Source organism: Flavitalea antarctica (assembly GCF_054461535.1).
This window is the reverse complement of sequence record NZ_JBTLQG010000004.1, coordinates 154,345-179,363: the sequence shown is the minus strand read 5'-3', so window position 1 is coordinate 179,363 and position 25,019 is coordinate 154,345. Positions and strand designations below refer to the sequence as shown.

Here is a 25,019-nt window from a genome sequence, read left to right as displayed (position 1 = left end):
TTTTCTTTGAGGCTATCCTTTTGCAGACAATAGTATCAAAGGTTAGGATGATTAAATAGATAATTGGAGTTATTCACCGTTAAACCTGTAATTTAACGTCCGACGTGGCTCGCGCGTTATTAACAAATTTTGATTTAATCTGAGATCTTAACTACCATTATACGTTATGAGAAATTTAATCATATTGCTGGTAGTCAGTCTGACTATAACCAACATTTTATACGGTCAGAATGATTTGGGGGATAGTAAAAGCAGGAAAGATCTTCATGCCCTGATTGATAAATATTCAAAAGCCAGAGAAAACAGGGACACCGTTTTATTAAAAGAGATTCTGACCAACGATATCGACCAGTTAGTCTCTAATGGTGAATGGAGAACAGGTATTGTTGCAGCAGTGAAGGGAATGTTGAACAGTTCTGCAACGACGCCGGGCACCAGGACACTTATCATAGAAAAGATAAAACTGTTGAATCCAGGCAATGCAATTATAGACTGCAGGTATGAGATTCAGAATGCAACCCCAACTCCCCGGAAGATGTGGAGTACCTTTATCGTTGTGTCTGAAAAAGGATCATGGAAGATCAGTGCGATAAGAAATATGTTACCTGTTGCCTCATGATCACCGGGTAGTTACAATTATCATCCCGATTCGCGGATATGCCTCAACGTTATACGAACACTCATAAAGGTTCTGCCTCCGAACGTTAATATTGCAAAGATGTAGCCATCATGCTATCATCGTTTTACATAATAGCTACTGGTTCACTTCACTGTCAACAGGAATAATATCTGCCTTGATACTGTGAATTGGTTTAACAATCGGATTATTATCTTTCAGGTAAAGTTTTGATAATCTCAACACGTCGATGAGCAATTCATTGGCAGCCTCAATTTCATCTTTCTTAATAGAGACGCTTTCGATATTAAATCCGATTGGGATTTTTTTATTGGATGCATATTCCATGATTTCCATGGCTATATTTCGACAGGTATGCACTGATGCGGTCAAAATATCCTTTGAATGCTTAAGATCATTGTAAAGCCACTTGGGAACTTCGATTCCCAGCCATTCCATAAACTGCAATGTTTTCAACGATCCACAAGGCGCGAGCGTAAAAATGATAGGGGATAACTCTTTTCCGTTCTCAACCGCTGAGAAATAGAAATCGGACATCAGGTTTTTGGTATCATTAATACTGTACACGCACTGGGAAACAAAAAAGCTACAACCTTTATCAGCTTTGTTGAACAGACGCAGATGCTCATCGCGTTTTTTCGTATGTCGCTCGGGTATGGTTACGCCACCAACCAACAAAGATTCTAAATGACTGTTCCTGGTTTCATAGGCGTCATTTAAGGAGAAGTTCGTGGCCAGTAATTGTTGATTGGATGATGCGCCAACAAAAACTGCATATTCAAGATCCTGGTTCAACTTTGCCCAGTCAACAAATTGCTCCTTTGTTAAATTTCCTATGCTTTTATAAATAATTTTCGGCGAGTTGAGATCAGTCAGAAATTCCCGGCTGTATTGTTCAGGCGTAATGGTCGGTGAAAAGGCAAAGGTCCTTTCTTTTTCTGTCCGGGAAGATTCATCCTGGATATCATATAACAGCAGCCCGTCGATACTTAAGTTTTTGAGCCGGTCGACCTGTTTTTTTGCGATCTCTTTCACCTTCTCATGGGCAGTATCGATCTTGGGGGGTGTCAGGCTATAAAAGATCAAACCGGTTTCTTTACTTAGTATCTTGTCTCTCAGCATAAGATTTTTTTACTTCAGGGCTTTTGGATCTAAAACACCTGCACTAGTTGCGAAAATACGTTACTAATGACGAAAATCAAATGGTGATGCGAAACGACAGTGCAGAAAAGCGAAGCGGAAAACACTCAACTTTTATGAGTTGCAGGCTCATATGGTGGCCTCGTCAGGAATCGAACCTGAATCTGGAGCTTCGGAAACTCTTATACTATCCATTGTACGACGAGGCCATTATGTCAAAAAACGCCGGTAACTAATTCTATTTCAACAGTTCACCCACATTACTCGTAAATATTTTTACGGCAATGGCCAGCAAAATTACGCCAAAAAATTTACGAACCGCAATCAATCCGGCTGGTCCCAGTAATTTTTGTATGTGACGCAGGGATTTAAGCACGGCATAAACAATTGCAAGGTTTACAATTATGGCTACCAGGATAGTGGTGTTATCATATATTGCTTTCAGCGAGATGATGGTGGTAAGCGTTCCGGATCCTGCAATCAATGGAAAAGCTATGGGAACCATTGTACCAGATTTGAGGTCCTGGTCGCTTTTGAAAAACTCGTGACCCAGTACCATCTCAAGCCCGAGTATAAAAATAACAATTGAGCCGCCTACAGCAAACGAACCGGTATCAAGTCCCAGAACGCTCAGAAATTTTTCTCCCACCAGCATAAATAAGATCATCAGTGCACCGGAGATGAGGGTTGCTGCAAGCTCGCGGATACCGCCCATTTTTTCTTTCAGGGTAATGAGCAGGGGGATGGATCCAATAATGTCAATTACTGCAAACAGCGTAAAGGTAACGGTCAGGAGTTTTTCCAGTTCCATAACTCAAAGTTGATTTTAAGATCTTCCAGGCAATCCCGGCATAGACAATCTTTATACTGTTGCGAGATATAATTTCTTTCCTCATCGGTAAGCCGGACCTTGCTGCACTGGCATTCGGCTATCCGTCCGGGCATACACTGAAAAGGTCGCATACATCTCCCGCAGGCCTTACTTATATTTTCATCTTCAGACAACTCAGCGATTAAGATTTTTGGATTCAGACAAAATCAGCGATCAGGATTTTAGGATCTGAAATAAATATCAATGACTATTTCCATGCGAAACGAACGGACACACCTCCGTTATAATTGATTCCCGGAGCCGCATTGTAATATCTTCCTGCTGCAGCGTTGATATCATTACCCAGGCTATAGGTACGGTTAAAAATATTATCCACGGCTCCATAAACATCTATGGTAACCGATGAAGAGATGAGGCTGCGGAAACCCAATCTTGCTCCCAGCAAATTGAAAGGTGCTGCAAAATCTGTATTGGCATCGTTTAACGGAACGGGATCACTATAGTACCAGGTTGCATGTCCATACACACCAATACGTGTCATAAGATCAAGCCCTGCAGAAGTCACGTGACGGGCGACACTGGGCAGCATATTACCGGAGAAATCATTGTTAACCTGCTTATATTCTTCGTAGCTAAAATCGTTAAAGGTATGGCTGAAGAACACCTTAGCATTAGTAAGGAATCCTAGTTTTGCCTGGAACAACTGGTAGTTGATGTTTGTCTCAATTCCATTCTGACTCGTTGAACCGGCGTTTTCAAAATAATCTGCGCCACTTGCATCGCGGCGTTGGGCCAGGGTGTTTTTCATCTGGAACACAAAACCGTTCAGCTCCACAAAAAGTTTATCCTTTAAAAATGATCCGCGCAGGCCGATTTCATAATTTATTCCGGATTCCGCTTCAAGTGCCGTATTGATCACACCGGTTGAAGGTAGTAACTCTGCAAGGGTAGGAGGTGAGAAACCTTTTGATACTGACGCATAAACAGCATAGTAATCGTTTATGTTTTTTAAGATGCTGATCCGTGGAGCTATTTCATTGCTATATTTAATTTCCTGGTCTGCCGGTGGAACGCTCGAAACCCGGCTGAATTCAACCGATGATTTGTTCAGGCTTGCACCTGCGGTAAATATCCAGCCTCCATTTAATTCGAGCTCTGCCTGTGCAAAAAGAAAATACTGGAGGTTATTTACTTCATCATCAGTTTGTAAAGTGTCAGGAACGCCGGACTTGTTGCCATAAACCTTGATATTCGAAAATCCTTGTTGCGCCTCTGCTCCGAATACTAATTTCAAATTCGAGGTCCCGATCTCTTCATTGTATTTGAAGACAGTTCTACCACCAAAATGCGGTTCATTTCTTTTCTCATAATTCCTGATCGCCGGATTCCGGATCTGCGAAAATGCGCCGTACAAAGCAGTCACGTTTTCCAGTTTCGAGGTAAACTGGTACCTGTTGCTAAAGCCGGCAAGGAATGTCTTCTGGCCGATCGCTGCATGTGCCTGAACCGCAGAAGGAAAGGGACCCCCTGCCGGTCTTGCCGCTTTTGGGTTTGCCTGGTATTGTGCCTTTGTAAGTCCGCCGGGTGTCTGGTAATCCAGGTCACCATAAAGGAAAAAGGCATTCAGAACGACTTTATCTCCTGCCTTCACCTTCGCTTCATAACTCAACACTTCTCTTTTCATCGCAGATTGAACGCGGTAACCATCCGATTCCTGTGTTGAATAAGTTATCGTATTCTGAAAATCTTCTTTGCCAAATCTTATGGTAGCATTCAGTGAACGGGTATCAAAACTGCCAAAACCATAATTTACGGCGGCCATCTGTTCCCATTTTGCAGGCAGACTCCGGATAAGAACGGCTCCACCTGTACCGGCTCCATATAAACTGCTCGCCGGCCCTTTTATGATCTCAAGAGAACTTATATTATAATAACCGAGTTGGTTAAGATAACTGTTGCCACCCGGATCAGTAAACGGAATGTCGTTCCAGTATAATTTTACATTTCTAACACCGAAGGGTGAGCGCAACGAACTACCTCGTATGTTTAACCGATAACTCCCGGGAGATCGTTCTTCCATTCTGACACCGGGTAAAGTATTCAGCGCCGGTAAAATGCTGATATTATTATATCGTTCAAGTTGGCTCTTGCCAACAAAACTCACAGGTGCCGGCAGGTTTAGTAATTTCCTGTTTTGCTCATAAGCTGATATAACTACTTCTTTCAATATCTCTGAAGAATCTGTTGCCAATGGTCTCACCTGCGCCTGGCTAAAATTAGTTATAACCAATGCCGCAGCAGCTAAGAAAGTTTTTCTCATTTATAATGGATTAGCCTGATTTATCATAAAGGTAGAACTAAATATTTTCTATCTTCCGGCAATGAAGTCCGCCAAGCTAAATTTATTTGATCTGACCATGATTGTGATCGGTCTTGTTATTGGCATGGGCATTTTCAGAACGTCTTCGGATTCAGCAAGGGAAGCTTTAACACCGGCCGTTTTTTTTATTGCGTGGTTTGCGGGCGGACTTGTAGCCCTCTGCGGTGCGCTAACCTATGCAGAGATTGGTTCCAGGTATCCCGTTGTCGGCGGATATTATAAGATCTTTGCATATGCATATCATCCATCAATTGCCTTCGCTATTAATTGTATCATACTTATTTCAAATGCATCTTCTTTATCTGGTGTAGCATTAATAGGAAGTGAATACATCTCCCAGGTAATATGGGATATATCGCCCCCAAATTATATAAAAGCGTTTATAGCAATGGGAGCCATTGTATTGTTCTATGGAATTAATCTCATGGGTCTCAGGATGAGTTCTAAAACCCAGAATGTTTTGATGCTTATCAAAATTGCGATGGTGATGCTCCTGATCAGTGCTTTGTTTTTTCCATCCATCCATGCCCCTGTCAATACATCCATTACTGAAATGCCTGAATACACCTGGACCGAATACATAAAATCTTTTGGGCTGGCGTTAATTGCAGTTTCGTTTACCTATGGCGGCTATCAGCAAACCATTAATTTTGGCGATGAAGTTAAAAATGCCCCAAAGATCCTCCCGAGGGGCATCATAACCGGTATAATAGTCATCATCCTTTTATATCTCACTGTAAATTTTGCCTACTACAAGGTGATCGGATTTGAGGAGCTTAAAACATCAAAGGGTATTGCTGCTATTGTAGCAGAGAGAATGTTCGGGCCAACTGGCCGCTACGTTTTCTCGGTATTATTGTTTTTTGCGGTACTGGCCTATGTAAACGTTTTATTGCTAAGCAATCCCCGTGTTATGTATGCTATGAGCCTTGATAGAATTCTTCCGGCCGCGTTCATGAAAAAGGATGAAAAGAGAGATGTGCTCACGGTTAGTCTTACCGTCTTTGCGGCAATATGTATTATAGTATTGTTTTTTGCGGATACTTTTGATAAGATCCTGAAGTTTACCATATTTCTTGATTGCATAGGCATGGCAACTTCGGCAGCAACCATATTTATTCTCAGGAAGAGAACCAAACATCTTGACAATACCGGGATTTATAAAATGAAACTTTATCCATTACTTCCTTTGATTTTTATTGCTGCCTATACCTTTGTGGGCATCAGTATCGCAATTGATGACTATGCGACCGCCCTTACCGGCCTCGGTGTACTGGGCGCGTTTATGATCATCTATTATGTCACCCGAAAATCATATGGAAGAACCGTTTAAACTGTGAAAAAATGAATGACCATTTTCCACCTGATGCCGCGGGATCGCAGGATAGCCGCGACATTTCCTATATTCTAAATGAACTGGGTGAGGATCGCGACCAATACTTCGGAGCTGTATCGCCACCCATAGTGCAGACCAGCAACTTTGCATTTAAAACAGTTGCAGATATCAGGGAATCCTTTAAAGATGAATTTCACGGCTATCTCTATTCAAGGGGTCTGAATCCCACCACCGATATTCTTCGGAAAAAGCTTGCGGCTCTTGATGGTGCAGAAGACTGCCTCGTATTCAATAGCGGCGCTTCAGCGATTTTTGCTTCCGTGTTCGGAAACGTAAAGTCGGGTGATCATATAGTCTCCATAAAAAAGCCTTATACCTGGGCGCAAAAGTTATTTGATAATACGCTCGTTCGGTTTGGAGTAACTACCACTTACATTGACGGGACACGGATTGAAAATTTTGAGAGAGCAATACTGCCCAATACGAGGATCATTTATCTTGAATCTCCCAATTCATGGGATTATAGTATGCAGGACCTGCCCGCGGTGGCCGAACTGGCAAAGGCAGAAGACATCGTTACCATCATAGACAACAGTTACGCAACTCCATTATATATGCAGCCGATTTCGATGGGCATAGATATGGTCATTCAATCGGCCACTAAGTATATCGGCGGGCACAGTGATGTGGTAGCGGGTGTATTAACGGGTAAACATGAGATGATGAAAAAGTTATTCGACAACGAGTTGTTGAATATGGGAAATGGCATCTCTCCCTTCAATGCCTGGCTCCTGATCAGGGGATTAAGAACACTTCCTGCCAGGATGGAGCGCATCAGTCAATCTGCATTAAAGGTGATTGACTATTTACAATCTCACCCACAGGTCGAGTCTGTTCTTTATCCACTTGATCCCGGTTTCCCGCAATACGAATTGGCAAAGACCCACCTCAGGGGCGCCGGAGGTTTGTTCACCATAATAGTCCGGGCGGGGAGCATGGATGAGATCGTAACTTTTTGTGAATCGCTACGACATATGCTTATAGCTGTTAGCTGGGGTGGCCATGAAAGCCTGGTTTTGCCAAAATGTGCATCGCTCGAGCCCTCCGAGTTTGACGCCGGTAACGCGGAACACCGGATGATCAGGTTTTACATCGGCCTCGAAGAACCGGCATACCTTATCCGGGATCTTGAGCAGGCTTTCATACAAATGACAAATAATCGTAAATAGGACTTTTTTATTACCGAGCGCAGGAAAATGCACTACGCGGAAAATTTTTGTTAAAATATATAGGTAAACTACTAAACCAACAATCAATGTGAAAAAAACGTAATAGATTGATTAATATGCCTTATAAACATCGAATTTCCTATTATCTTTAGCGCCAAAACAAGCTGACCGCTTATCAAATTATATTCACACCGGTAATCAATACAATTACTTTTGTCATTACACATATGAAAATGAGAAAAATCCTTCTTTGCGTTGTCTTAACCGCAATGGCGTGTACGGCATTCAGCCAGGAAAAATGGGACTTAAAAAGGGCTGTGGACTATGCAATCGCCAACAATATTTCGGTTAAACAAGCAGATGTACAGGCCAGGATTGCTGCGGTGCAGTACAAGCAGACAAGGATGGCCAGGATTCCTTCTCTTAACTTAAACAGTAACGTTTCGTATGGTTCCGGTTTAAACCAGGATCCGGTTACTTTTCGACTCATTACCCAGGGATTTGTCAGCAACGGTTATAACCTTCAGACCCAGGTCGATCTTTTCAACTTTTTCAACAGGCAGAATACAGTTACTGCAAACCAATTTGAAAATGAGGCTGCAGACGCGAACGTTGACCGGGTCAGGAACGATGTTTCTTTAAATGTAGCCAACGCATATCTTAATGTTTTACTGGCGAGGGAACAGGTAAATATCAGCAGGATCCAGGTTCAGCAAACCACCGCCCAGCTCGGCAATACACGGAAGTTGGTCAATGCCGGATCCCTTCCGGAACTGGAAGCCGCAAACCTGGAAGCTCAGCTTGCAAGAGATAGTGCAACATTAGTGCAGACAGAAGTTAACGCAACCACCAACCTGCTTGCGTTGAAAGCGCTGTTGAACATCGATATGGCCACGGAGTTCGACGTAACAACGCCACCGATCGACCAGATTCCAATGGAATCGCTTGCGGAACTACAGCCGGACCTCGTTTACAGGGTTGCGTTGGAGAAGCAACCCCAGCAACAGGTAAATGCGTTGAGAATAAAGTCCTATGAGTATTATGTGAAGGCTCAGCGCGGCGCCATGCTTCCCAGGGTTTCACTTTTTGGAAATCTTGGTACAAACTTTAATAACCAGGGCGACAGGGTGGTAGGAAGCACTACGGCCAATCCACCGATAGGAAAAGTAAATGTCGGTGGCACCGAGTATAGTGTTTACAGCAATCAGCCGTTCACTGTTCCCCTGACCGCGAAAAATCCTTATTTCAACCAGCTGAATCAAAACTTCAGTCAGTCAATTGGTCTTAACTTAAGTATCCCGCTCTTTAATGCATGGCAGGCAAGAGGTGGATATGAAAGAACAAAGTTGAATCTTGAAACGTTCAAACTGCAGAGTGAACAGGATAACATCACCCTCAAACAGAATATATACCAGTCTTACGCCGGTGTGATTGCGGCACTTCAGAAGTTTAACGCAAACAGATCTACGGTGATCAATGCCGAAAGGGCATATGACTTTGCCCAGAAAAGGTATGCCCAGGGGCTCCTGAATACCTTTGACCTGATCACAAGTCAAAACAATCTTACCCGGGCGAAACTTGATGAAGTTCTGACTCATTATGATTATGTCTTCCGGATGAAAGTGCTGGAGTTTTATAAAGGAGAGGGCATCAAACTTCAATAAGTCAGGAATTGCATAACCAACCACAACCAACACCGTAACAGTTGAATAAATTTTTTGTATGAAAAAGAAAACGCTCTGGATCATTATAAGCTTAGTTGTTGTCATCGTGTTACTCCTCGGATTGAAGTCCGCCGGGGTAATCGGAAAGGATGAAGGAACTAAAGTGGCAACCGAGAAAGTGACTACCAGGACAATTAGCGAAACAGTAACCGCGAGTGGAAAGATCTTCCCTGAGATTGAAGTAAAGGTGAGCCCGGATATTTCAGGCGAGGTAATTGAATTGTCTGTAATGGAAGGCGACAGTGTTACAAAAGGAATGGTCCTTGCAAAGATTTATGGCGACATTTATACCACGCAAAGAAATCAGGCTGCAGCTGTTGTTAATCAACAGGTGGCAAGTGTCGAAAATAATAAGGCGATGCTGGAGAGCTTGCAGTCAGCACAGGAGCTTGCCCAGAAAACCTACGATCGTCAGAAGCAATTGCTGGCAGATAAGGTGATATCCACTTCAGAGTTTGAACAGGCCGAGAATGCATTGCGTGCGGCGAAAGCAAACTACAATGCAGCATTGCAGGGCATACGCAGCGGACAGGCCTCCGTTCAGAGTGCACAGGCAAGTCTTGAGCGGGCCAACAAAGATCTTAGCCGTACAGCAATATTATCTCCGATGAACGGTGTTGTCTCACTGCTTAGTGTGAAAAAGGGAGAAAGAGTGGTCGGTAATTCAATGATGGCAGGTACAGAGATCATGCGCATTGCTGATATGAGCAAGATCGAGGTGCGCGTAGATGTAGGTGAAAACGATATTCCAAAAGTTAAGCTTGGTGATTCTGCACTGATTGAAGTTGATGCATATACTAACCGCAAATTCAAGGGTGTGGTTACACAGATTGCGAGCAGTAGCGCAGCAACAGCAACAGCTTCTCTTGGCGGTGCTTCTTCAAATGACGTGACAAACTATAAAGTGTATATCCGCATTTTGCCTGAAAGTTATAAGGATCTCTTTAATAAGGACCGGCCCAAGAGTTTTCCTTTCCGCCCGGGAATGACTGCCAGTGCAGATATCCTGACAAAAACAAAACAAAACGTAATCACTGTGCCTATTAACGCGGTCACAACCCGTGAAAAAGGTACTGATAACGTGGTAGGAAATAAGGCTGATGAGCGGAAAGAAGCCGGAATCCAGGAAGCAGAAAGTAAAACGGCGCTCTCAACGGATCTTGACGAAGTGGTATTTGTGCTGCAGCCGGACAATACCGTGAAGAAAGTAAAGGTGAAAACAGACATCCAGGACATCAATTTTATTGAAATAGTTGAAGGAGTCAAAGTGGGGGATGAAGTTATCACGTCACCATATAATATTATCAGCAAGACTTTGAAAGATGGCATGAAGGTGCAGGTGGTTCCAAAAGATAAGTTGTTTGAAGCACCGAAGTCTTAAAGAAGTCAGGAGGTTCAATGTGTGATCACTGCATGCACCAGTTTCAAAGTTTTATCAGTTAATAATCGCTATTGAAAATAAGATTCGGATTATTGGGAAGCGGCACATGGGCAACGGCGATAGCTAAGATGCTGACGGGAAATGGCCATGCTTTAAATTGGTGCGTCAGGGATCAGGTCACAGTGGACTTTTTACTGGCACGGCATCATAATCCCAAATATCTGAGCTCGGTGCATTTTGAGATGAGCCTGTTAAATCTTATGATCGATTTCAACAAGCTGATCAGTGAGTCGGATGTTATTATCCTTGCAGTTCCGTCTGCTTATGTAGAAGAATATTTTAAAGGGCTTGAAGCTGATGTTTTGTCAGGGAAACAAGTTGTATCCGCAATTAAGGGAATCATTCCTTCCAGTAATAAGCTTGTTAATGATTTCCTTCGTGAAAGGTTTAATCTGCCGTTGGGGAACTACTTCACAATTATGGGTCCCTGTCATGCGGAAGAGGTCGCAGCGGAAAAGTTATCTTATCTGACCTTCTCCGGCGCGGACATTGAAACCTGCAGAACGATTGCTCAGCAGTTTGATTCCGGGTTCGTGAATACGGTAGTCAACAATGATGTATACGGGGTGCAATATGCGGCAGTACTAAAAAACATTTATGCACTTGGGGCGGGGATAGCACACGGCCTTGAATATGGTGACAATTTTCAAAGTGTGCTGATTGCAAACTGTGCGGATGAGATGGCTGGTTTTCTTAAAAAAGCAGGTATACAGCATATTGAGGTAGGTGTGCACGAAGAAGAGGACCCGGTGACTCATGTAAAAAATACCAGTTATGCGGCTTCAGTGTATCTTGGTGATCTTCTGGTAACCTGCTATTCATTGTTTAGCCGGAATCGCACATTCGGCAATATGATCGGGAAAGGATATTCAGTCAGGTCGGCACAGTTGGAATTGAATATGGTGGCCGAAGGGTATAACGCAGCGAAATGCATTCATTTATTGAATAACCGGATGGGTGCTGAGATGCCGATCGCTTCTACAATTTATGAGATTCTGTGGGAAAACGTAAATCCGCGGGTGGGCTTCAGGCAGATTGAATCGGTTTTGGTGTGAGTTAAGGAGCGGTTTGCGCCGGCTCCATTATGATTGTTTGTATTTAATATCTGTGTAGGAGAAGCTGCTTATAGCGGGGTTATGGGTTGGTCTTGTTAATAATTAAGTTGTTAATTTCCGTTGGGGATGTGCACTTCTGACAGAAAAAATGCGTCTTTATATTGTAACTTGCTTAACAGGGGTTACATCAAAGTTTAAGTCTTTACAATGCCTTTATCATTCTCACCATATGGTTCCTTATCGATACTTGTTATCATAGGCATCCTTTGCGTTGCTGAACTGGTAAAGTATCTGCGGAAAAAACAAGACCAGACTCCGCCGGCTAAATAGAAACTTCACTCGTCAGCGTCAGAACTTATTGGTAACAAGGTTCGCCTATCTGATAAACAGATCCCCGGCAATTCCGTCGGCAAAGAGTTTTCCTTCGCGGCTTAACGTATAACTGCTGTCCATCTCCTGAACCTTTCCGGTTTTAATGTACTTGCCAAGATTCCTTGAAAGTTCCGCAAGGCGGTCGGGTCCGAACAAATTCGCAAATTCATCTTTATTGATTCCATCACTTTTTCTAAGATTAACCATTACAAATTCATTCTGCCTGTCAGAGAGTGTCAGGTCCTCCATTTCAAAGGGCAGTTCATTCAACCCAAGGGCTTTGATATACCTGGCATTGTTGGCGACATTCCATTGCCTGGTGTTGCCATTGTACGAATGTGCCGACGGGCCCAATCCAAGGTATGTGGCCCCCGACCAGTAATTGCTGTTGTGCCGGCTGTACATACCGGGTTTGGCGAAATTTGAGATCTCATAGTGTTCATACCCCGCATTATCAAGCCAATCCATCAACAGCAGGAATTGCCGGGCCTGGTCGTCTGAAGATACCGGCTCTGATTTCCTTTTCGAGATCATTTTATCCAGGGCAGTTTCCGGCTCCACCGTAAGCGCATAACAGGAGAGATGCGGGATTTGCAGATCAATGGCCTCTCTCACATTACTTGCCCACTTCTCGTCACTTAAACCCGGGCTGCCATAGATCAGGTCGATGGTAAGATTTGTAAACCCGGCGTCCTGTACCAATTTTACAGAGTCCAGCGCCTGGCTGGCATTGTGTGCACGATTCATCCATTGCAGATCCTCTTCGTAAAACGATTGTACCCCCATACTCAGGCGGTTAATGCCCGCAGCTTTCCAGGCCGCCGGTTTGCCTGGCGCTACATCATCCGGGTTTGCTTCAAAGGTGATCTCCGCTTCGTCGCTGACCTTATGATGTTTATGAATTTCGTTGAAAATCCTGTCCAGTTCATACTGCTCAAGCAGGGAGGGAGTGCCGCCACCAAAATAAATAGTGTTCACCTGTTCTCCCTGCAGATAGTCCTTTCTGAGCTCAATCTCGCGAAGGATAGCCTGTATAAAATCGTCCTTTAACTTCAAAGAGGTGGAGAAATGAAAATTGCAATAATGACAGGCCTGCCTGCAAAATGGAATATGTAAATAAATGCCTGCCATGAAGATCCCGGATGATTTAACCTTAAAGGCCTCAAAGTTACCAATTGTCGGATGGATCCCGGGACAACATTATTGGATGGTGTTAAGATATCGCGTGAAGCAGCTGCATTGGATGGTATTAAGATATCGCGTGAAGCAGCTGCTTCAGGAGTTTTTTTCGATAACGATTGATTTTTTGCAATCTTAGTAATGGATAGCACGCTTTTGCGTTAGTTAGCTGTTAATTTGTATTTATTATTCATTTTCCCTGTTAGACGCATCTGCGGATAACCTGATCGATCCTTGATGTCAAAGCTGGTTGCATATGTTGTGAGGGCTCTTTGCAGTGCCATGATTTTGCTTTTCGCAATCCGGGGACCGGTGAATGCGCAGTACAAACTCAGGATAGAAACATTAGATAAAGAAGCCAGCTTTATTACAGACACACTCAGGCTTCAGACCGAATTCAGGAATCGTGAATCGTGTTCGGACTATATCAATAAAATCCCCAACCTGCTGTTGACAAAAGGTTTTCCCGCAGCTTCCGTAGACAGTGTGAAGCTGGACACATCGGAAGCCAGCATCATCCTTTATGTGGGCGAACCGATGTTCTGGTCAACTATCAGAACCGACTCAGCGGATAGACCGATCTTTTATGCGGTATCCTGGAGCCCGAAAGGAATGGCGTCGAAACCGGTAAACTTCGGCCAGTTCGAATTAAGCCGGAAAAAAATGCTCAACTACCTGGAGAATAACGGTTATCCCTTTGCCTCAGTGAAACTGGACAGCGTTGGTATAGCAAACGGTGGTTTAGAAGGAAAACTCGTTATTGAACGTGGCCCGCTTTACAGGATCGACAGCATCCGCAATATGGGGACTGCTAAAATCAGCAATAATTTCCTGCAGCACTATCTCAGTATTCTGAATGGAAGTCCCTATAAAAAGGATAAGCTGCAGTCAATCAGCCAAAAGATCACTGGTTTGCCATACCTGGTTGAAGAACGGCCCTGGAACATGACTATGCTGGGAACCGGTTCAATACTGAATCTTTACCTGGCGCCAAAAAAAAGCAGCCAGGTTAATGTGCTGATCGGCCTGTTACCGTCCAACGCCCAAACGGAGGGCAACAAACTGCTCGTTACCGGTGAAGCAAATATCAATCTCCGGAATGAGCTCGGGAATGGAGAAACGATTGGGCTTAACTGGCAACAAATACAGGTAAAAAGTCCCAGGCTTGATCTTGCCTTCACACAACCCTATATATTCAATTCGGCGTTTGGCATCGATTTCAAATTTGATTTATTTAAAAAGGATTCTTCTTTTCTGAATATCGGGGGAAGACTTGGTCTTCAATATTCGGTTTCTGCAAATCAGACAGGAAGTATTTTTATCCAAAGCCTTAAAACGAACCTGCTGACTGTAGATACTGCGAAGGTAAAAAGTACAAAGACGCTTCCTCCGGAAGCTGATGTAAGTTCCATCAACCTGGGTGTAAACTACCAGTTTTATAACACCGATTACAGGTTTAATCCGAGGCGGGGTAATGAGCTCGAAATTATCGCTACGGCCGGGATGAAAAATATCAGGAAGAACAGTGTTATAGTAAAACTGTCCGACATGCATTTTGATTACAGCACCTTGTATGACACCTTCAAACTGAACTCATACCAATTTCGGATCAACGTGAAGGCGGCACACTATTTCAGGCTGGGGCGCACATCAACCATCCGGACTGCAGTAAACGGAGGATGGTTTCAGAGTCCCAATATTTTCCGAAATGAACTTTTCCAGATTGGTGGTTATAAAGTACTGAGGGGATTTGACGAAGAAAGCATATTTGCTTCCCAATATGGAGTGGCAACGCTGGAATACCGATACCTGCTTGGTCAGAATTCATTTTTGTTCGCGTTTTCCGATGGGGGGGTTACCCGGAATACCTCACAGTCACGTGACCTGAGAAACTGGTTCATCGGTGGGGGGTTGGGAATGGCCTTCGAAACAAAAGCAGGCATATTCAATATATCTTATGCTGTGGGTAAAAGGGATGACCTGGAATTTAACATCAGGCAGGCCAAGATCCATCTTGGCTATGTAAATTATTTTTAAGAATGATGTGGCTAAAGTAATTATGTAGCAATCAATTTTATTTGAATAAGGATTTTATTATTTCATGAGATATCGGGTACTTTGCGCACCAACTTATCAGACCAAAACATGCACCTGCTGAAATTCCTCTTTAACTGCCTGCTGTGCATTCTATTGTGCCAACATGAGTTGGCTGCACAATCTGATAGTCTGTTACGTCAAACACCGGATACCACAAAAAGAAGCACCGCTCCCATCCGCGTTAATACCGCAGCATCACGAACTGCAGATTCACTGAAAAGCGCCAGGGCCGAAGTAATAAAGATCCGTACCGATTCCCTGAACCAGGTCAGATCAGATTCATTAAAACGAAAGACTGCAGATTCCCTGAGAGTTGTTGCCGATCGTACCCGGGCATTGAATGATTCCCTTGAAACGGTTCGTACCAATCAGCTGATTGTATCAAGGGTATCGGCTATCCGGGAGGTACTGAGGCAACACAAATACATTCCCTTTTCTGCCGGGGCAACAACCAGGAAACTGGAGGAAAGAGAAGTGACAGACAAGGATCTGTTGTTTTATTTTTTATGCGGACTGGTCCTCTACTTTGCTATCATCAGATTATTTTTCGGTAAATACCTCAGCAACCTCTTCACCCTGTTTTTCAGGGTAACCATGCGACAGCAGCAAATCAGGGAACAGCTGCTTCAGACCCCCTTGCCATCTTTGCTCCTTAATATTCTTTTTGCGATCTCCGCCGGGATGTATCTCAACCTGCTCTTATTTCATCATCAAAAGAATCCCGTTGAGGATTTCTGGCTGAATTTTTCTTATTGCGTCGTAGGGGTAAGCTTGCTTTATCTGGGAAAATTACTTATTTTGACAGCGATGGGTTGGATTTTTAATGTGAGCAATGCAACCAAAACATACCTCTTCATCGTTTTTCTTGTAAACAAGATGTTGGGCATGTTCTTGCTCCCATTCCTTTTCATCCTTGCTTTTCCTCATCCGGTCATCATTTCCGGTATGGTAACCTTATCATATATCCTCGTGATTGCCTTGTTCTTTTACAGGTTTATAATATCATTCCGGCCGGTTCGCAGCGAAATTAATGTCGGTAGATTACATTTTATTATATACCTTTGCGCCTTCGAAATAGCGCCTCTTTTGCTGATTTACAAGGTGTTATTGATGTTTGTGGAAAAAAATAAATAATTTTGCAAAAATCACTTGGTAACAACGTATGGTTAAAAACGGGGTCAAAAACGGAGAAACAGTGGACCAGAAGATCAGGAAAATTCTAATCACTCAACCAAAGCCTGATACTGACAAATCACCGTATTTCGAGCTTGCCAGGAAGTACAATGTGGAATTGGATTTTCAGCCTTTTATCAGGCTGGATGGTATCCCATCGAAGGAGTTCCGGAAGCAGAAAATAGAGATTGCAAATTATACTGCCGTTATCTTCACCAGCCGTAACGCTATCGATCACTTCTTTCGCATCTGCGAGGAAATGAAGATTAACATTTCACAGGACACCAAATATTTCTGTATTACCGAGGCTGTTGCACTCTATCTCCAGAAGTTCATTCTGTACAGGAAACGAAAAGTGTTCTACGGAGCCGACGGTTCCAACAAGAGTATGCTGGATGTGATCAATAAGCATAAGGAAAATGAGAAATTTCTTTATCCTTCTTCTGAGAATCAACAGGACAATGAGATTGTAAACTGGCTGAAAGCTCACAACTGTGGTTACGCCACCCCGTTTATGTATCGCACCATCAGTAATGATGTAAAAGATATCTTCACGCGCGGTGAATATGATATCATCTGTTTTTTTACGCCGAGCGGTGTAAAAAGTCTCTTCGACAACTTTCCCCTGTATAAACAAAACGGTACCCGTATCGGGGCGTTTGGCAATAACACATCCAAAGCCATTATGGATGCGGGTCTTACACTGGAAATCCGTGCCCCACAACCCCAGACACCATCAATGGTGGCCGCCCTTGAGCAATATCTGGCTAACATTTTCAAGAAGAACAAATAGTTGAGAACAAATTGTTGACCGGGCCCGTCGCAGCACCTCAATATTGCTAATGATGGTCTCCTGCAATACTGCCTGTAGCGCCTCACACGGCGTTATAAAGTCTCATCCGTATAAATCAGGAATGTTGAATTAAAACAAGGTGCGAAATTTGCAGGGGTGCAGCTATCAAATTCATCTATGCCGAATCGGTTACAGAACGAGTCAAGCCCATATCTCTTACAACACGCAAATAATCCTGTAGACTGGTACCCCTGGGGGGAAGAAGCTTTTGACAGAGCTGTCAAAGAAGACAAACCTGTGCTGGTCAGTATCGGTTATGCTGCCTGCCATTGGTGCCATGTAATGGAAAGAGAGAGTTTCGAAAACCATGAGACTGCGGGGCTCATGAATGAACATTATATCAACATAAAGATCGATCGGGAAGAACGGCCCGATCTCGACCATATCTATATGGATGCTGTCCAGGCAATGACCGGAAGCGGAGGGTGGCCATTGAACGTCTTCCTGACACCGGGGAAAAAGCCGTTTTACGGGGGTACCTATTTTCCCCCAAAACAGGTCCATGGACGGGCATCCTGGACAGATGTATTGCTGAGTTTATCAGACACCTACAAAAACCAACGTTCGGAACTGGAACAGCAGGCCGAAAACCTGGTTGACCATATGCGTAAATCCAATGCCTTTGGCATCAGCCAGGGGTCCGGGATAAATGAACTCACAAAAAAAGATATCGATCTGATCTATGAAAATGTAATGAGAACGGCAGATCGGAAATACGGGGGTTTTGGAAACGCGCCCAAATTTCCCCAGACCTTTACCATTCGGTTTCTACTGCACTATTTCTATCATACCAAAAACCGGGAGGCGCTTGACCAGGCGCTTTTATCCCTTGACAAAATGATCGATGGAGGAATCTACGATCAATTGGGTGGGGGATTTTCAAGGTACTCGACAGATGCGACATGGCTTGCTCCACATTTTGAAAAGATGTTATATGATAACGCCCTACTGGTAGTGGTTATGGCCGAGGCTTATCAGCTCACAGCGAATAAAAGGTATCTGGACACTATAAAACACACTATCCAATTCGTTGAAAATGAACTCACTGCACCGGAAACAGGATTTTATTCAGCTTTAGATGCAGATAGCGAGGGAGTGGAGGGGAAATTCTATACATGGTCATATGATGAAATTGCTAATGTTTTGGGAACAGCGGCCCCGATATTTTCCAGGATCTACGGTGTTAAGCCGGGAGGGAACTGGGAACACACCAATATTCTTCACATTGCCGGTGACCTGAAATCTGTAGCGGTGGAGGAAAAAATGGGGGAGGGAGAACTGGAAAAAATGCTGGCCGAATGCCGGCAGAAATTGCTTGCCGTCCGATCTGGCCGTGTGCGTCCCCAGCTGGATGATAAGATCCTCCTTGGGTGGAACGCATTGATGAACATTGCATTATCAAAAGCTGCAGGGGCCACGGGCAATGAGAGTTACCGGGAACTGGCCATTTCCAATATGAATTTTATGCTCAGGGTGTTCCGCCAGGCGGATGACAGCTTTGCCCACACTTACAAAAATAATATTTCAAAGTACCCAGCCTTTCTGGACGACTATGCGTACCTAATATCGGCACTAATTCATTTGCAAGAGGTTACGGCTAACCAGGAGTGGTTAAAAATTGCCAAATCTTTAACAAATTTCGTCATTGAAAGTTTCGGGCAGGATGGACCTTTATTTTTCTATACACCGGTTGGCCAGTCAGACGTTATTCTCCGGAAAAAAGAGATTTATGATGGAGCCACCCCGTCCGGTAATTCGGTGATGATGTGGAACTTGTACCAATTAGGTACAATCTTTGACATATCAGAATGGAAGTCACGATCCCTGGAGATGGCTGCTTCCGTAAAAGAGGCCGCCACGAAATATCCGGGGTCGTTTGGAATCTGGGCAGGGTTCCTCCTGTCAACTACCTACGGAATTCCGGAAATAGCGATAACAGGGGAGGAAAGTACTGCCCTGAGTAACGAATTTTTACGTAATTTCATCGGCTACACCGTTTTTCAGTCCGCTACCCTTAGTAACAATGATTTCCCCCTATTGGCTGAAAAACCATTTTCCCAGAAAGGACAGATTTTCCTATGTAAAGATTATGCCTGTCAGGCACCTGTGCAGACGGTTGCCGGGCTGCTAAACTTGCTTGAAAACGGAGAATTTTGAATTTTTTACAGAACAATATATTGAACTCAGTGATCGTTTAAGTAGGAGCTGAATCCATTGAAGCCTTGCAGTTTTAAAAAATAAATTCTAAACTTGTGATGAAGTCGGTAAAACATTTTTTTTGCCCAATACCCTTAAAGATTATGAAAAACACAAACTTATCCGCCTTACTAGCCATTACCACCGTGGTAATGCTCACAGGTTGCGGCAAATTGGGGAAGTCGTCAAAAGGCTTACCGAATGATGGACAGCTCCATGGAGTTGCACCCTCCAGCAAGTACAACCTGACCAAGCCCCCGGGCATGGTTTACATACCGCCAGGAACCTTTCACATGGGTCCTAGTGATGAAGACGTTAACTACGCTTATACTGCAAGAAACAAACAGGTATCCATCAACGGATTCTGGATGGATGCAACTGAAGTTACCAACAACGAATACCGCCAGTTCGTAAATTGGGTCCGCGACTCAATCGCAGCTACACTCATGCAGCTGGGAAAAGAAGTTGACGGAAAGTTCTCCGTTGACTGGAAGAAGGCACAGACTATCAAATGGGGCGACAAAGCAACGATCGAAAAGATCGACCAGATGATCCTGTCTCCTGAAAACCGTGTTTTCGGTAAAAAAGACCTCGATCCTACCAAGATTGTTTATCATTCAGAGACTTTTGATCTGAAAGAAGCGGCCAAGAGGGAGAATGCCGGTAAAGCAAGATCTACCTTCATGATCAAGAAAGATGAGAAAATCTATCCTGATACGCTGGTCTGGATCCGTGACTTCAGCTATTCTTATAATGAGCCTTTCACAAAAAGATACTTCTCACACCCTGCTTATGGTAACTATCCATTGGTTGGTGTAAGCTGGAAACAGGCTACCGCGTTCTGCGAATGGAGAACTCACCTGTTGAACTCTTTCCTGGATTCCAAGAAAAGGGCCACCGAATCGGATTTCCGTCTGCCAACCGAAGCAGAGTGGGAGTATTCAGCAAGAGGTGGACGTTCACAATCTATGTTCCCATGGGGTAACTATTACCTGAGAAACAGGAAAGGTTGTTTGCTGGCCAATTTCAAACCCGGCCGCGGTAACTATCCTGAAGATGGTGGTTTTTACACAGTTCGTGCTGATGGATACTGGCCAAACGACTTCGGGCTGTATTGCATGGCAGGTAACGTAGCTGAGTGGACATCTTCCCTGTTTTACGAAGGAGCTTACAACTTTCAGCATGATATGAACCCGGATATCCGTTTCAATGCAAAGGATTCTGATCCTCCACGTATGAAACGTAAGGTAATCCGCGGTGGAAGCTGGAAAGATGTAGGATTCTATCTTCAGACCTCTACCAGGAACTACGAATACCAGGACACAACCAAGTCTTACATCGGTTTCAGATGCGTAATCGATCTGCCGCCAGCACAAAAGAAACGCTAAGCCACAGTCTTACCGCAAACAAAAACTAACCGCTTAGAGCAAAAACTTTAGGTTCTGTTTACCGTTATTAAATTGATATTTTTTTCAAAAAATATTAAAACGGCATACTATTATCTATCATTAAACGCTTAAGTAGAAGCAAAAAGATTTCATAATTCATAACTCATCATTCATCATTTTTTTAAACCTCCCTTAATCCGTTTTCTAACTTTAAACATTAATTATCATGGCTGGAACTTCTAAATCAATTGACAGAATCGTAAACATAGTGGTGTGTATGGGCGCTGCTATTGTAATCTTCGGCGCCTGGCAGAAAATTACACACCAACCAATGGCCGACTTCTTTTTGACGGCTGGTCTTATCACTGAAGCAATCATCTTCGTAGTATATGCATTCTTACCGCCTCCAGGAGGAGAAATGCACGCACTGGTTGAAGCGCTTCCAAAACTTGCCGGCGGATCATCTACCGGTAATCCGAATATTCAGAAAATGGATGAGATGCTTAAAGATGCTGACATCACTCCTGCAAGCCTGAAAAGCCTTAGCGATGGTTTCAAAAAACTGAACACCTCTGTTAATGGTATCGCTGAAGTAGGTGACGTTGTTAAATCTACAAGCGACTACTCTGCTAAAACAAAAGAAGCGACAGCAGCACTGGAGACAATGAAAAATGCCTACACCGGCGCAGCAACAACAATGGGTCACTTTAATACAGCGGCTGATGGTACAAAGAAATTTCATGAGCAGGTTCAGGTCCTCACAAAGAATCTTGGTTCTTTGAATGCGATCTATGAACTGGAATTACAGGATACCAACAACCACCTGAAAGCAATGAACAGCTTCTACTCTAACCTCGCTAATGCATCACAAACAATGCAGGGCAGTGTGGAAGATGCTAAAAAGGCTCACGAGCAGATCGCTAAGTTAGCAGGAAACCTAACCAGTCTGAACACTGTTTATGGTAACATGTTAAGCGCAATGCAGGGACGCTAATATCATTGTAAAGGAAATCCTGATCCAGTTCTAAACTATTAACTTAATTCGAAAAACCTAGCCCATGTCTTTACCTAAAGAGCCCAGGCAAAAGATGATCAACATGATGTACCTGGTGCTCACCGCACTTCTGGCACTGAATGTTTCGTCTGAAGTACTGAACGCTTTCAAAACTGTCGACAACAGTATCACCAGTGCAAATGGTGTGTTGACAGGTAATAATAACCAGATTTATGCATCCTTCACCGAAAAACTGGCTGATCCGAAATCAGCAGAAATGGCGAAGATCTGGAAGCCAAAAGCTGATGCAGCCTCACAGATATCTAAGAAATTGTTTGATGATATCGAAGGTCTGAAAATGCAGATCAAGGTGGCTGCCGGATACCATCCTGAAACAGGCGATACCATGTGGGCTATCGATCACCTCGATGCTCCTACCCGTATCATGTCTAAACAGGAAGAAGGTGAGAAACTTTACAAAAAGCTCGAGCAGTACCGAAAAGATATCCTTGCTATCGATCCTGAGATCGGTAAAGAATTTGCCAACAGGCTTCCCATTGATCTTAGCGTACCTGTTGCCCAGGACGGAACTAAGAAATCATGGACTGAAAGCTACTTCCATATGACACCGGCCATTGCAGCAATGACCATTCTTAACAAGTTTCAGAACGACATTAAAAACTCTGAATACCAGGTTGTGAGTTATTGCCACACTAAGATCGGTGAAGTAAAAGTGAGATTCGACAAGTTCGGTTTCGTTGGTGGATTAAGCTCAAGTTACCTGATGCCTGGCGAAAAACTTGAAGTTTACGCTGGTCTCGGCGCCATGAGCTCTGCTTCACAACCACAGATCACCATTAATGGCAGACCTGCACCAATCGGTGCTGATGGCATGGCAACAATGGATATGGCTGCTGGTGGAACAGGTTCGGGCAAAGCACATGTTGTGGTCCGTTACAAGGATCAGAACGGTGTTGATAAAGTAATTGAAAAAGATCTTCCATATACAGTAGGTGCCCCTTCAGGTGTTTCTGTATCTGCGGATAAAATGAATGTGCTTTATCTCGGTGTTGAAAATCCAATGACGATCACAGCTGGTGTTGGTAGTGAGAAAGTTACTGCAACATTAGACGGCCCTGGAAGTATCACCAAGGTTGGTGGTCCGAAATGGGTTGTTAAACCAGCCGGTAACCCGAGAACATCTGCAATCAATGTAATTATTGATGGTAAGAAAACAGCCGTTGTTTACAGGATAAAAACGCTTCCTCCTCCTGCGTCTTTCGTTGGTGCAAAAAGAAGTGGTCCTATGCCTGCAGCTGATTTCAAAGCAATGGGTGGCGTAATCGCGCGACTCCTTGATTCAGAATTCGAGGCGCCTTATAAAGTATTAAGCTACCAGGTTGGTGCTTTGGGCGGTAAATATCCCGTTTACCAGATTGCCAACAACGAAGGCAACAGGTGGAGCGGTAATGCAAAAAATATCATTGACGGAGCAACACCAGGTACCGCAATCTTCTTTGACCAGATCAAGGTTGTTGGACCAGACGGAAGAACAGTGGATCTTCCAATGATGTCATTCAATTTGAAATAAGTATTTTATAAATCAGGGATAATGAAAAATCGTATCATCAAGCTGGGTTTACTGCTGACTGTTTTGGCGGTGTTTGTGGAAACTGCCGACGCGCAGACCAAAAAACCAAACCGGACAGCCAAGAAGAGAACCACCGCACCTAAAACATCAACCAGGAATAACAACGCTGCAAACAATGCGGCACTGGCTGCAAAAAAGGATACTGTTCCGGCACCCGTGGTGCTTGAGGCAGACCTTAAACTGGATGCTCCCAAGCCATCTTTGCGCAACGATAATGCAATCGAACGCAACCTGGTGAGAGAACGAGTTCCACTGGTATATGAGCACATCCGCGAGGACGATGCTGCATATATCCAGCGTGTATGGCGGGAAATCGACGTTCACGAAAAGATCAACCTTCCATTTGTTTACAAGGCGGAAGGTGATAATGGAAACCAGCGTTTTATCGTGATGTTGCTGAATGCTATCAAATCGAACGAGGTCGTAGCGTTCAGTGCAACCGGCGGTGATGATCGTTTCACTACCCCGATGACATTCAAGGAAATTGCTGAATTGGTTGTAGGTAAACCAAAGACCATTCAGATCCCCAACTTTGCTGAAGATCCTGATGGTTCAAAAGGTATCCTTAAGGATACTACCATCAGCTCCGAGTTTAATCCTGATGATATCGAAAGATACTGGGTTAAGGAAGACGTTGTTTTCGACAAGGAATCTTCCAGGATGACAACCAGGATCCTGGGTATTGCTCCAATCAAGACCATCAAAAATGATGATGGCTCTTTCCGGGCAACTACACCGCTGTTCTGGGTTTATTATCCTGATCTGCGGCCCATGCTTGCGCGTTATGACGTGTACAATGGAAGAAACTATGGTGCGAAGATGAGTTGGGAAGAACTGTTTGAGAGCCGTATGTTCTCCAGCAGGATCCTTAAATCAACCATCAACAATCCAAACGACTTTTTCATCAGTAGTTATATTAAGGATCCGATCCTTGCTTTGCTCGAAGGAGAAAACATCAAGGAAAAGATCTTTAACTACGAACAGGATCTCTGGTCATATTAATCATAATTCACCCTGATATAAGAAAGCATCCCATATATGGGGTGCTTTTTTTTTGCCTCATTCCCTACCGGTTACCCTTTGTACCCAGACACCCCTACGTAGTTTTACGAAGTAACAATTTCAGAACCGATGCTGCTTTACCGGCCATTTCATCCGGTGATTTTAACCCCTGATGATAACATTCTACGGGTAATATTAAAATATCTTACAAAATTAATGTGGACCTATGCCTGAATAAGGTCAATGCCCTTGTTATCGGAGTAATGATAATCTTTTGAGGTAACTATCCGGAGTCATACAACCAACAATCCCGCCTTTCGGCTGAAACCCTTGCCAATAC

General features: G+C 43.8%; 19 protein-coding genes and 1 tRNA gene. 14 read left to right on the top strand and 6 right to left on the bottom strand.

Annotated features, from left to right (window positions below; genetic code table 11):
- Positions 1–166: 166 nt before the first annotated feature.
- On the top strand, positions 167–619 hold the full coding sequence (locus tag ACX0G7_RS06595; protein ID WP_458922640.1) for a DUF4440 domain-containing protein: 453 nt from the start codon (positions 167–169) through the stop codon (positions 617–619).
- Between the two features lie 135 nt (positions 620–754).
- Here the strand turns inward: ACX0G7_RS06595 and ACX0G7_RS06590 are convergent, their stop codons facing one another.
- From ACX0G7_RS06590 to ACX0G7_RS06570, 5 genes are all read right to left on the bottom strand, one after another.
- Positions 755–1,759: a methylenetetrahydrofolate reductase gene (locus tag ACX0G7_RS06590; protein WP_458922639.1), complete on the bottom strand. Its 1,005-nt coding sequence runs from the start codon at positions 1,757–1,759 to the stop codon at positions 755–757.
- A gap of 152 nt (positions 1,760–1,911) precedes the next feature.
- A tRNA-Arg gene (locus tag ACX0G7_RS06585) sits at positions 1,912–1,986 on the bottom strand.
- A gap of 29 nt (positions 1,987–2,015) precedes the next feature.
- Positions 2,016–2,588, bottom strand: a complete 573-nt coding sequence (locus ACX0G7_RS06580) for a MarC family protein (RefSeq protein WP_458922638.1) — start codon at positions 2,586–2,588, stop codon at positions 2,016–2,018.
- Positions 2,567–2,740 carry a cysteine-rich CWC family protein gene (locus ACX0G7_RS06575; RefSeq protein ID WP_458922720.1) on the bottom strand — a complete coding sequence of 58 codons (174 nt, stop codon included), beginning with the start codon at positions 2,738–2,740 and terminating at the stop codon, positions 2,567–2,569. Before ACX0G7_RS06575 ends, ACX0G7_RS06580 begins: the two co-directional genes overlap by 22 nt.
- 116 nt (positions 2,741–2,856) lie before the next feature.
- Complete coding sequence (locus tag ACX0G7_RS06570) at positions 2,857–4,929, bottom strand: TonB-dependent receptor (RefSeq protein WP_458922637.1); 2,073 nt, start codon at positions 4,927–4,929, stop codon at positions 2,857–2,859.
- A gap of 61 nt (positions 4,930–4,990) precedes the next feature.
- Here ACX0G7_RS06570 and ACX0G7_RS06565 point away from each other — a divergent pair, with 61 nt between their 5' ends.
- The 5 genes from ACX0G7_RS06565 (at position 4,991) to ACX0G7_RS06545 (ending at position 11,774) form a co-directional block, all read left to right on the top strand.
- Positions 4,991–6,322 carry an APC family permease gene (locus ACX0G7_RS06565; protein ID WP_458922636.1) on the top strand — a complete coding sequence of 444 codons (1,332 nt, stop codon included), beginning with the start codon at positions 4,991–4,993 and terminating at the stop codon, positions 6,320–6,322.
- An 11-nt stretch (positions 6,323–6,333) separates the two neighbouring features.
- Positions 6,334–7,554 carry a trans-sulfuration enzyme family protein gene (locus ACX0G7_RS06560; protein ID WP_458922635.1) on the top strand — a complete coding sequence of 407 codons (1,221 nt, stop codon included), beginning with the start codon at positions 6,334–6,336 and terminating at the stop codon, positions 7,552–7,554.
- Positions 7,555–7,787: 233 nt separating this feature from the next.
- The gene (locus ACX0G7_RS06555) at positions 7,788–9,218 is read left to right on the top strand and encodes a TolC family protein (protein ID WP_458922634.1); all 1,431 of its coding nucleotides are present in this window, start codon (positions 7,788–7,790) and stop codon (positions 9,216–9,218) included.
- 58 nt (positions 9,219–9,276) lie between these two features.
- Entirely contained in the window at positions 9,277–10,659 is a 1,383-nt protein-coding gene (locus ACX0G7_RS06550) for an efflux RND transporter periplasmic adaptor subunit (RefSeq protein ID WP_458922633.1), read from the top strand.
- A gap of 71 nt (positions 10,660–10,730) precedes the next feature.
- Complete coding sequence (locus ACX0G7_RS06545) at positions 10,731–11,774, top strand: NAD(P)H-dependent glycerol-3-phosphate dehydrogenase (protein WP_458922632.1); 1,044 nt, start codon at positions 10,731–10,733, stop codon at positions 11,772–11,774.
- A gap of 375 nt (positions 11,775–12,149) precedes the next feature.
- Here ACX0G7_RS06545 and hemW read toward each other — a convergent pair whose 3' ends face one another.
- Positions 12,150–13,277 carry a radical SAM family heme chaperone HemW gene (gene hemW / locus ACX0G7_RS06540; protein WP_458922631.1) on the bottom strand — a complete coding sequence of 376 codons (1,128 nt, stop codon included), beginning with the start codon at positions 13,275–13,277 and terminating at the stop codon, positions 12,150–12,152.
- Between the two features lie 285 nt (positions 13,278–13,562).
- Between hemW and ACX0G7_RS06535 the strand changes: the two genes are divergently transcribed.
- The 8 genes from ACX0G7_RS06535 (at position 13,563) to porN (ending at position 24,679) form a co-directional block, all read left to right on the top strand.
- Positions 13,563–15,362 (top strand): BamA/TamA family outer membrane protein, encoded by a 1,800-nt coding sequence (locus ACX0G7_RS06535; RefSeq protein WP_458922630.1) that lies wholly within the window; start codon positions 13,563–13,565, stop codon positions 15,360–15,362.
- Between the two features lie 108 nt (positions 15,363–15,470).
- Positions 15,471–16,556: a DUF4271 domain-containing protein gene (locus ACX0G7_RS06530; protein ID WP_458922629.1), complete on the top strand. Its 1,086-nt coding sequence runs from the start codon at positions 15,471–15,473 to the stop codon at positions 16,554–16,556.
- Positions 16,557–16,584: 28 nt separating this feature from the next.
- Positions 16,585–17,388, top strand: coding sequence for a uroporphyrinogen-III synthase (locus ACX0G7_RS06525; RefSeq protein ID WP_458922628.1), 804 nt, complete (start codon positions 16,585–16,587; stop codon positions 17,386–17,388).
- Positions 17,389–17,565: 177 nt separating this feature from the next.
- Positions 17,566–19,605: a thioredoxin domain-containing protein gene (locus ACX0G7_RS06520; protein ID WP_458922627.1), complete on the top strand. Its 2,040-nt coding sequence runs from the start codon at positions 17,566–17,568 to the stop codon at positions 19,603–19,605.
- Positions 19,606–19,748: 143 nt separating this feature from the next.
- Positions 19,749–21,032 carry a T9SS ring complex lipoprotein PorK/GldK gene (gene porK / locus ACX0G7_RS06515; protein WP_458922626.1) on the top strand — a complete coding sequence of 428 codons (1,284 nt, stop codon included), beginning with the start codon at positions 19,749–19,751 and terminating at the stop codon, positions 21,030–21,032.
- Between the two features lie 226 nt (positions 21,033–21,258).
- Positions 21,259–22,026: a type IX secretion system motor protein PorL/GldL gene (gene porL, locus ACX0G7_RS06510; RefSeq protein ID WP_458922625.1), complete on the top strand. Its 768-nt coding sequence runs from the start codon at positions 21,259–21,261 to the stop codon at positions 22,024–22,026.
- Between the two features lie 64 nt (positions 22,027–22,090).
- Positions 22,091–23,617 carry a type IX secretion system motor protein PorM/GldM gene (porM, locus tag ACX0G7_RS06505; RefSeq protein ID WP_458922624.1) on the top strand — a complete coding sequence of 509 codons (1,527 nt, stop codon included), beginning with the start codon at positions 22,091–22,093 and terminating at the stop codon, positions 23,615–23,617.
- Between the two features lie 21 nt (positions 23,618–23,638).
- Positions 23,639–24,679 (top strand): type IX secretion system ring subunit PorN/GldN, encoded by a 1,041-nt coding sequence (gene porN / locus ACX0G7_RS06500; RefSeq protein ID WP_458922623.1) that lies wholly within the window; start codon positions 23,639–23,641, stop codon positions 24,677–24,679.
- The last annotated feature ends 340 nt before the right edge of the window (positions 24,680–25,019 follow it).

What these genes read in the sequence shown, in the direction of transcription:
- ACX0G7_RS06595 (WP_458922640.1), top strand. Translation starts at nt 167, where the DNA reads ATGAGAAATTTAATCATATTGCTGGTAGTCAGTCTGACTATAACCAAC.
- ACX0G7_RS06590 (WP_458922639.1), bottom strand. Translation starts at nt 1,759, where the DNA reads ATGCTGAGAGACAAGATACTAAGTAAAGAAACCGGTTTGATCTTTTAT.
- ACX0G7_RS06580 (WP_458922638.1), bottom strand. Translation starts at nt 2,588, where the DNA reads ATGGAACTGGAAAAACTCCTGACCGTTACCTTTACGCTGTTTGCAGTA.
- ACX0G7_RS06575 (WP_458922720.1), bottom strand. Translation starts at nt 2,740, where the DNA reads ATGCGACCTTTTCAGTGTATGCCCGGACGGATAGCCGAATGCCAGTGC.
- ACX0G7_RS06570 (WP_458922637.1), bottom strand. Translation starts at nt 4,929, where the DNA reads ATGAGAAAAACTTTCTTAGCTGCTGCGGCATTGGTTATAACTAATTTT.
- ACX0G7_RS06565 (WP_458922636.1), top strand. Translation starts at nt 4,991, where the DNA reads ATGAAGTCCGCCAAGCTAAATTTATTTGATCTGACCATGATTGTGATC.
- ACX0G7_RS06560 (WP_458922635.1), top strand. Translation starts at nt 6,334, where the DNA reads ATGAATGACCATTTTCCACCTGATGCCGCGGGATCGCAGGATAGCCGC.
- ACX0G7_RS06555 (WP_458922634.1), top strand. Translation starts at nt 7,788, where the DNA reads ATGAGAAAAATCCTTCTTTGCGTTGTCTTAACCGCAATGGCGTGTACG.
- ACX0G7_RS06550 (WP_458922633.1), top strand. Translation starts at nt 9,277, where the DNA reads ATGAAAAAGAAAACGCTCTGGATCATTATAAGCTTAGTTGTTGTCATC.
- hemW (WP_458922631.1), bottom strand. Translation starts at nt 13,277, where the DNA reads ATGGCAGGCATTTATTTACATATTCCATTTTGCAGGCAGGCCTGTCAT.
- ACX0G7_RS06535 (WP_458922630.1), top strand. Translation starts at nt 13,563, where the DNA reads ATGTCAAAGCTGGTTGCATATGTTGTGAGGGCTCTTTGCAGTGCCATG.
- ACX0G7_RS06530 (WP_458922629.1), top strand. Translation starts at nt 15,471, where the DNA reads ATGCACCTGCTGAAATTCCTCTTTAACTGCCTGCTGTGCATTCTATTG.
- ACX0G7_RS06525 (WP_458922628.1), top strand. Translation starts at nt 16,585, where the DNA reads ATGGTTAAAAACGGGGTCAAAAACGGAGAAACAGTGGACCAGAAGATC.
- ACX0G7_RS06520 (WP_458922627.1), top strand. Translation starts at nt 17,566, where the DNA reads ATGCCGAATCGGTTACAGAACGAGTCAAGCCCATATCTCTTACAACAC.
- porK (WP_458922626.1), top strand. Translation starts at nt 19,749, where the DNA reads ATGAAAAACACAAACTTATCCGCCTTACTAGCCATTACCACCGTGGTA.
- porL (WP_458922625.1), top strand. Translation starts at nt 21,259, where the DNA reads ATGGCTGGAACTTCTAAATCAATTGACAGAATCGTAAACATAGTGGTG.
- porM (WP_458922624.1), top strand. Translation starts at nt 22,091, where the DNA reads ATGTCTTTACCTAAAGAGCCCAGGCAAAAGATGATCAACATGATGTAC.
- porN (WP_458922623.1), top strand. Translation starts at nt 23,639, where the DNA reads ATGAAAAATCGTATCATCAAGCTGGGTTTACTGCTGACTGTTTTGGCG.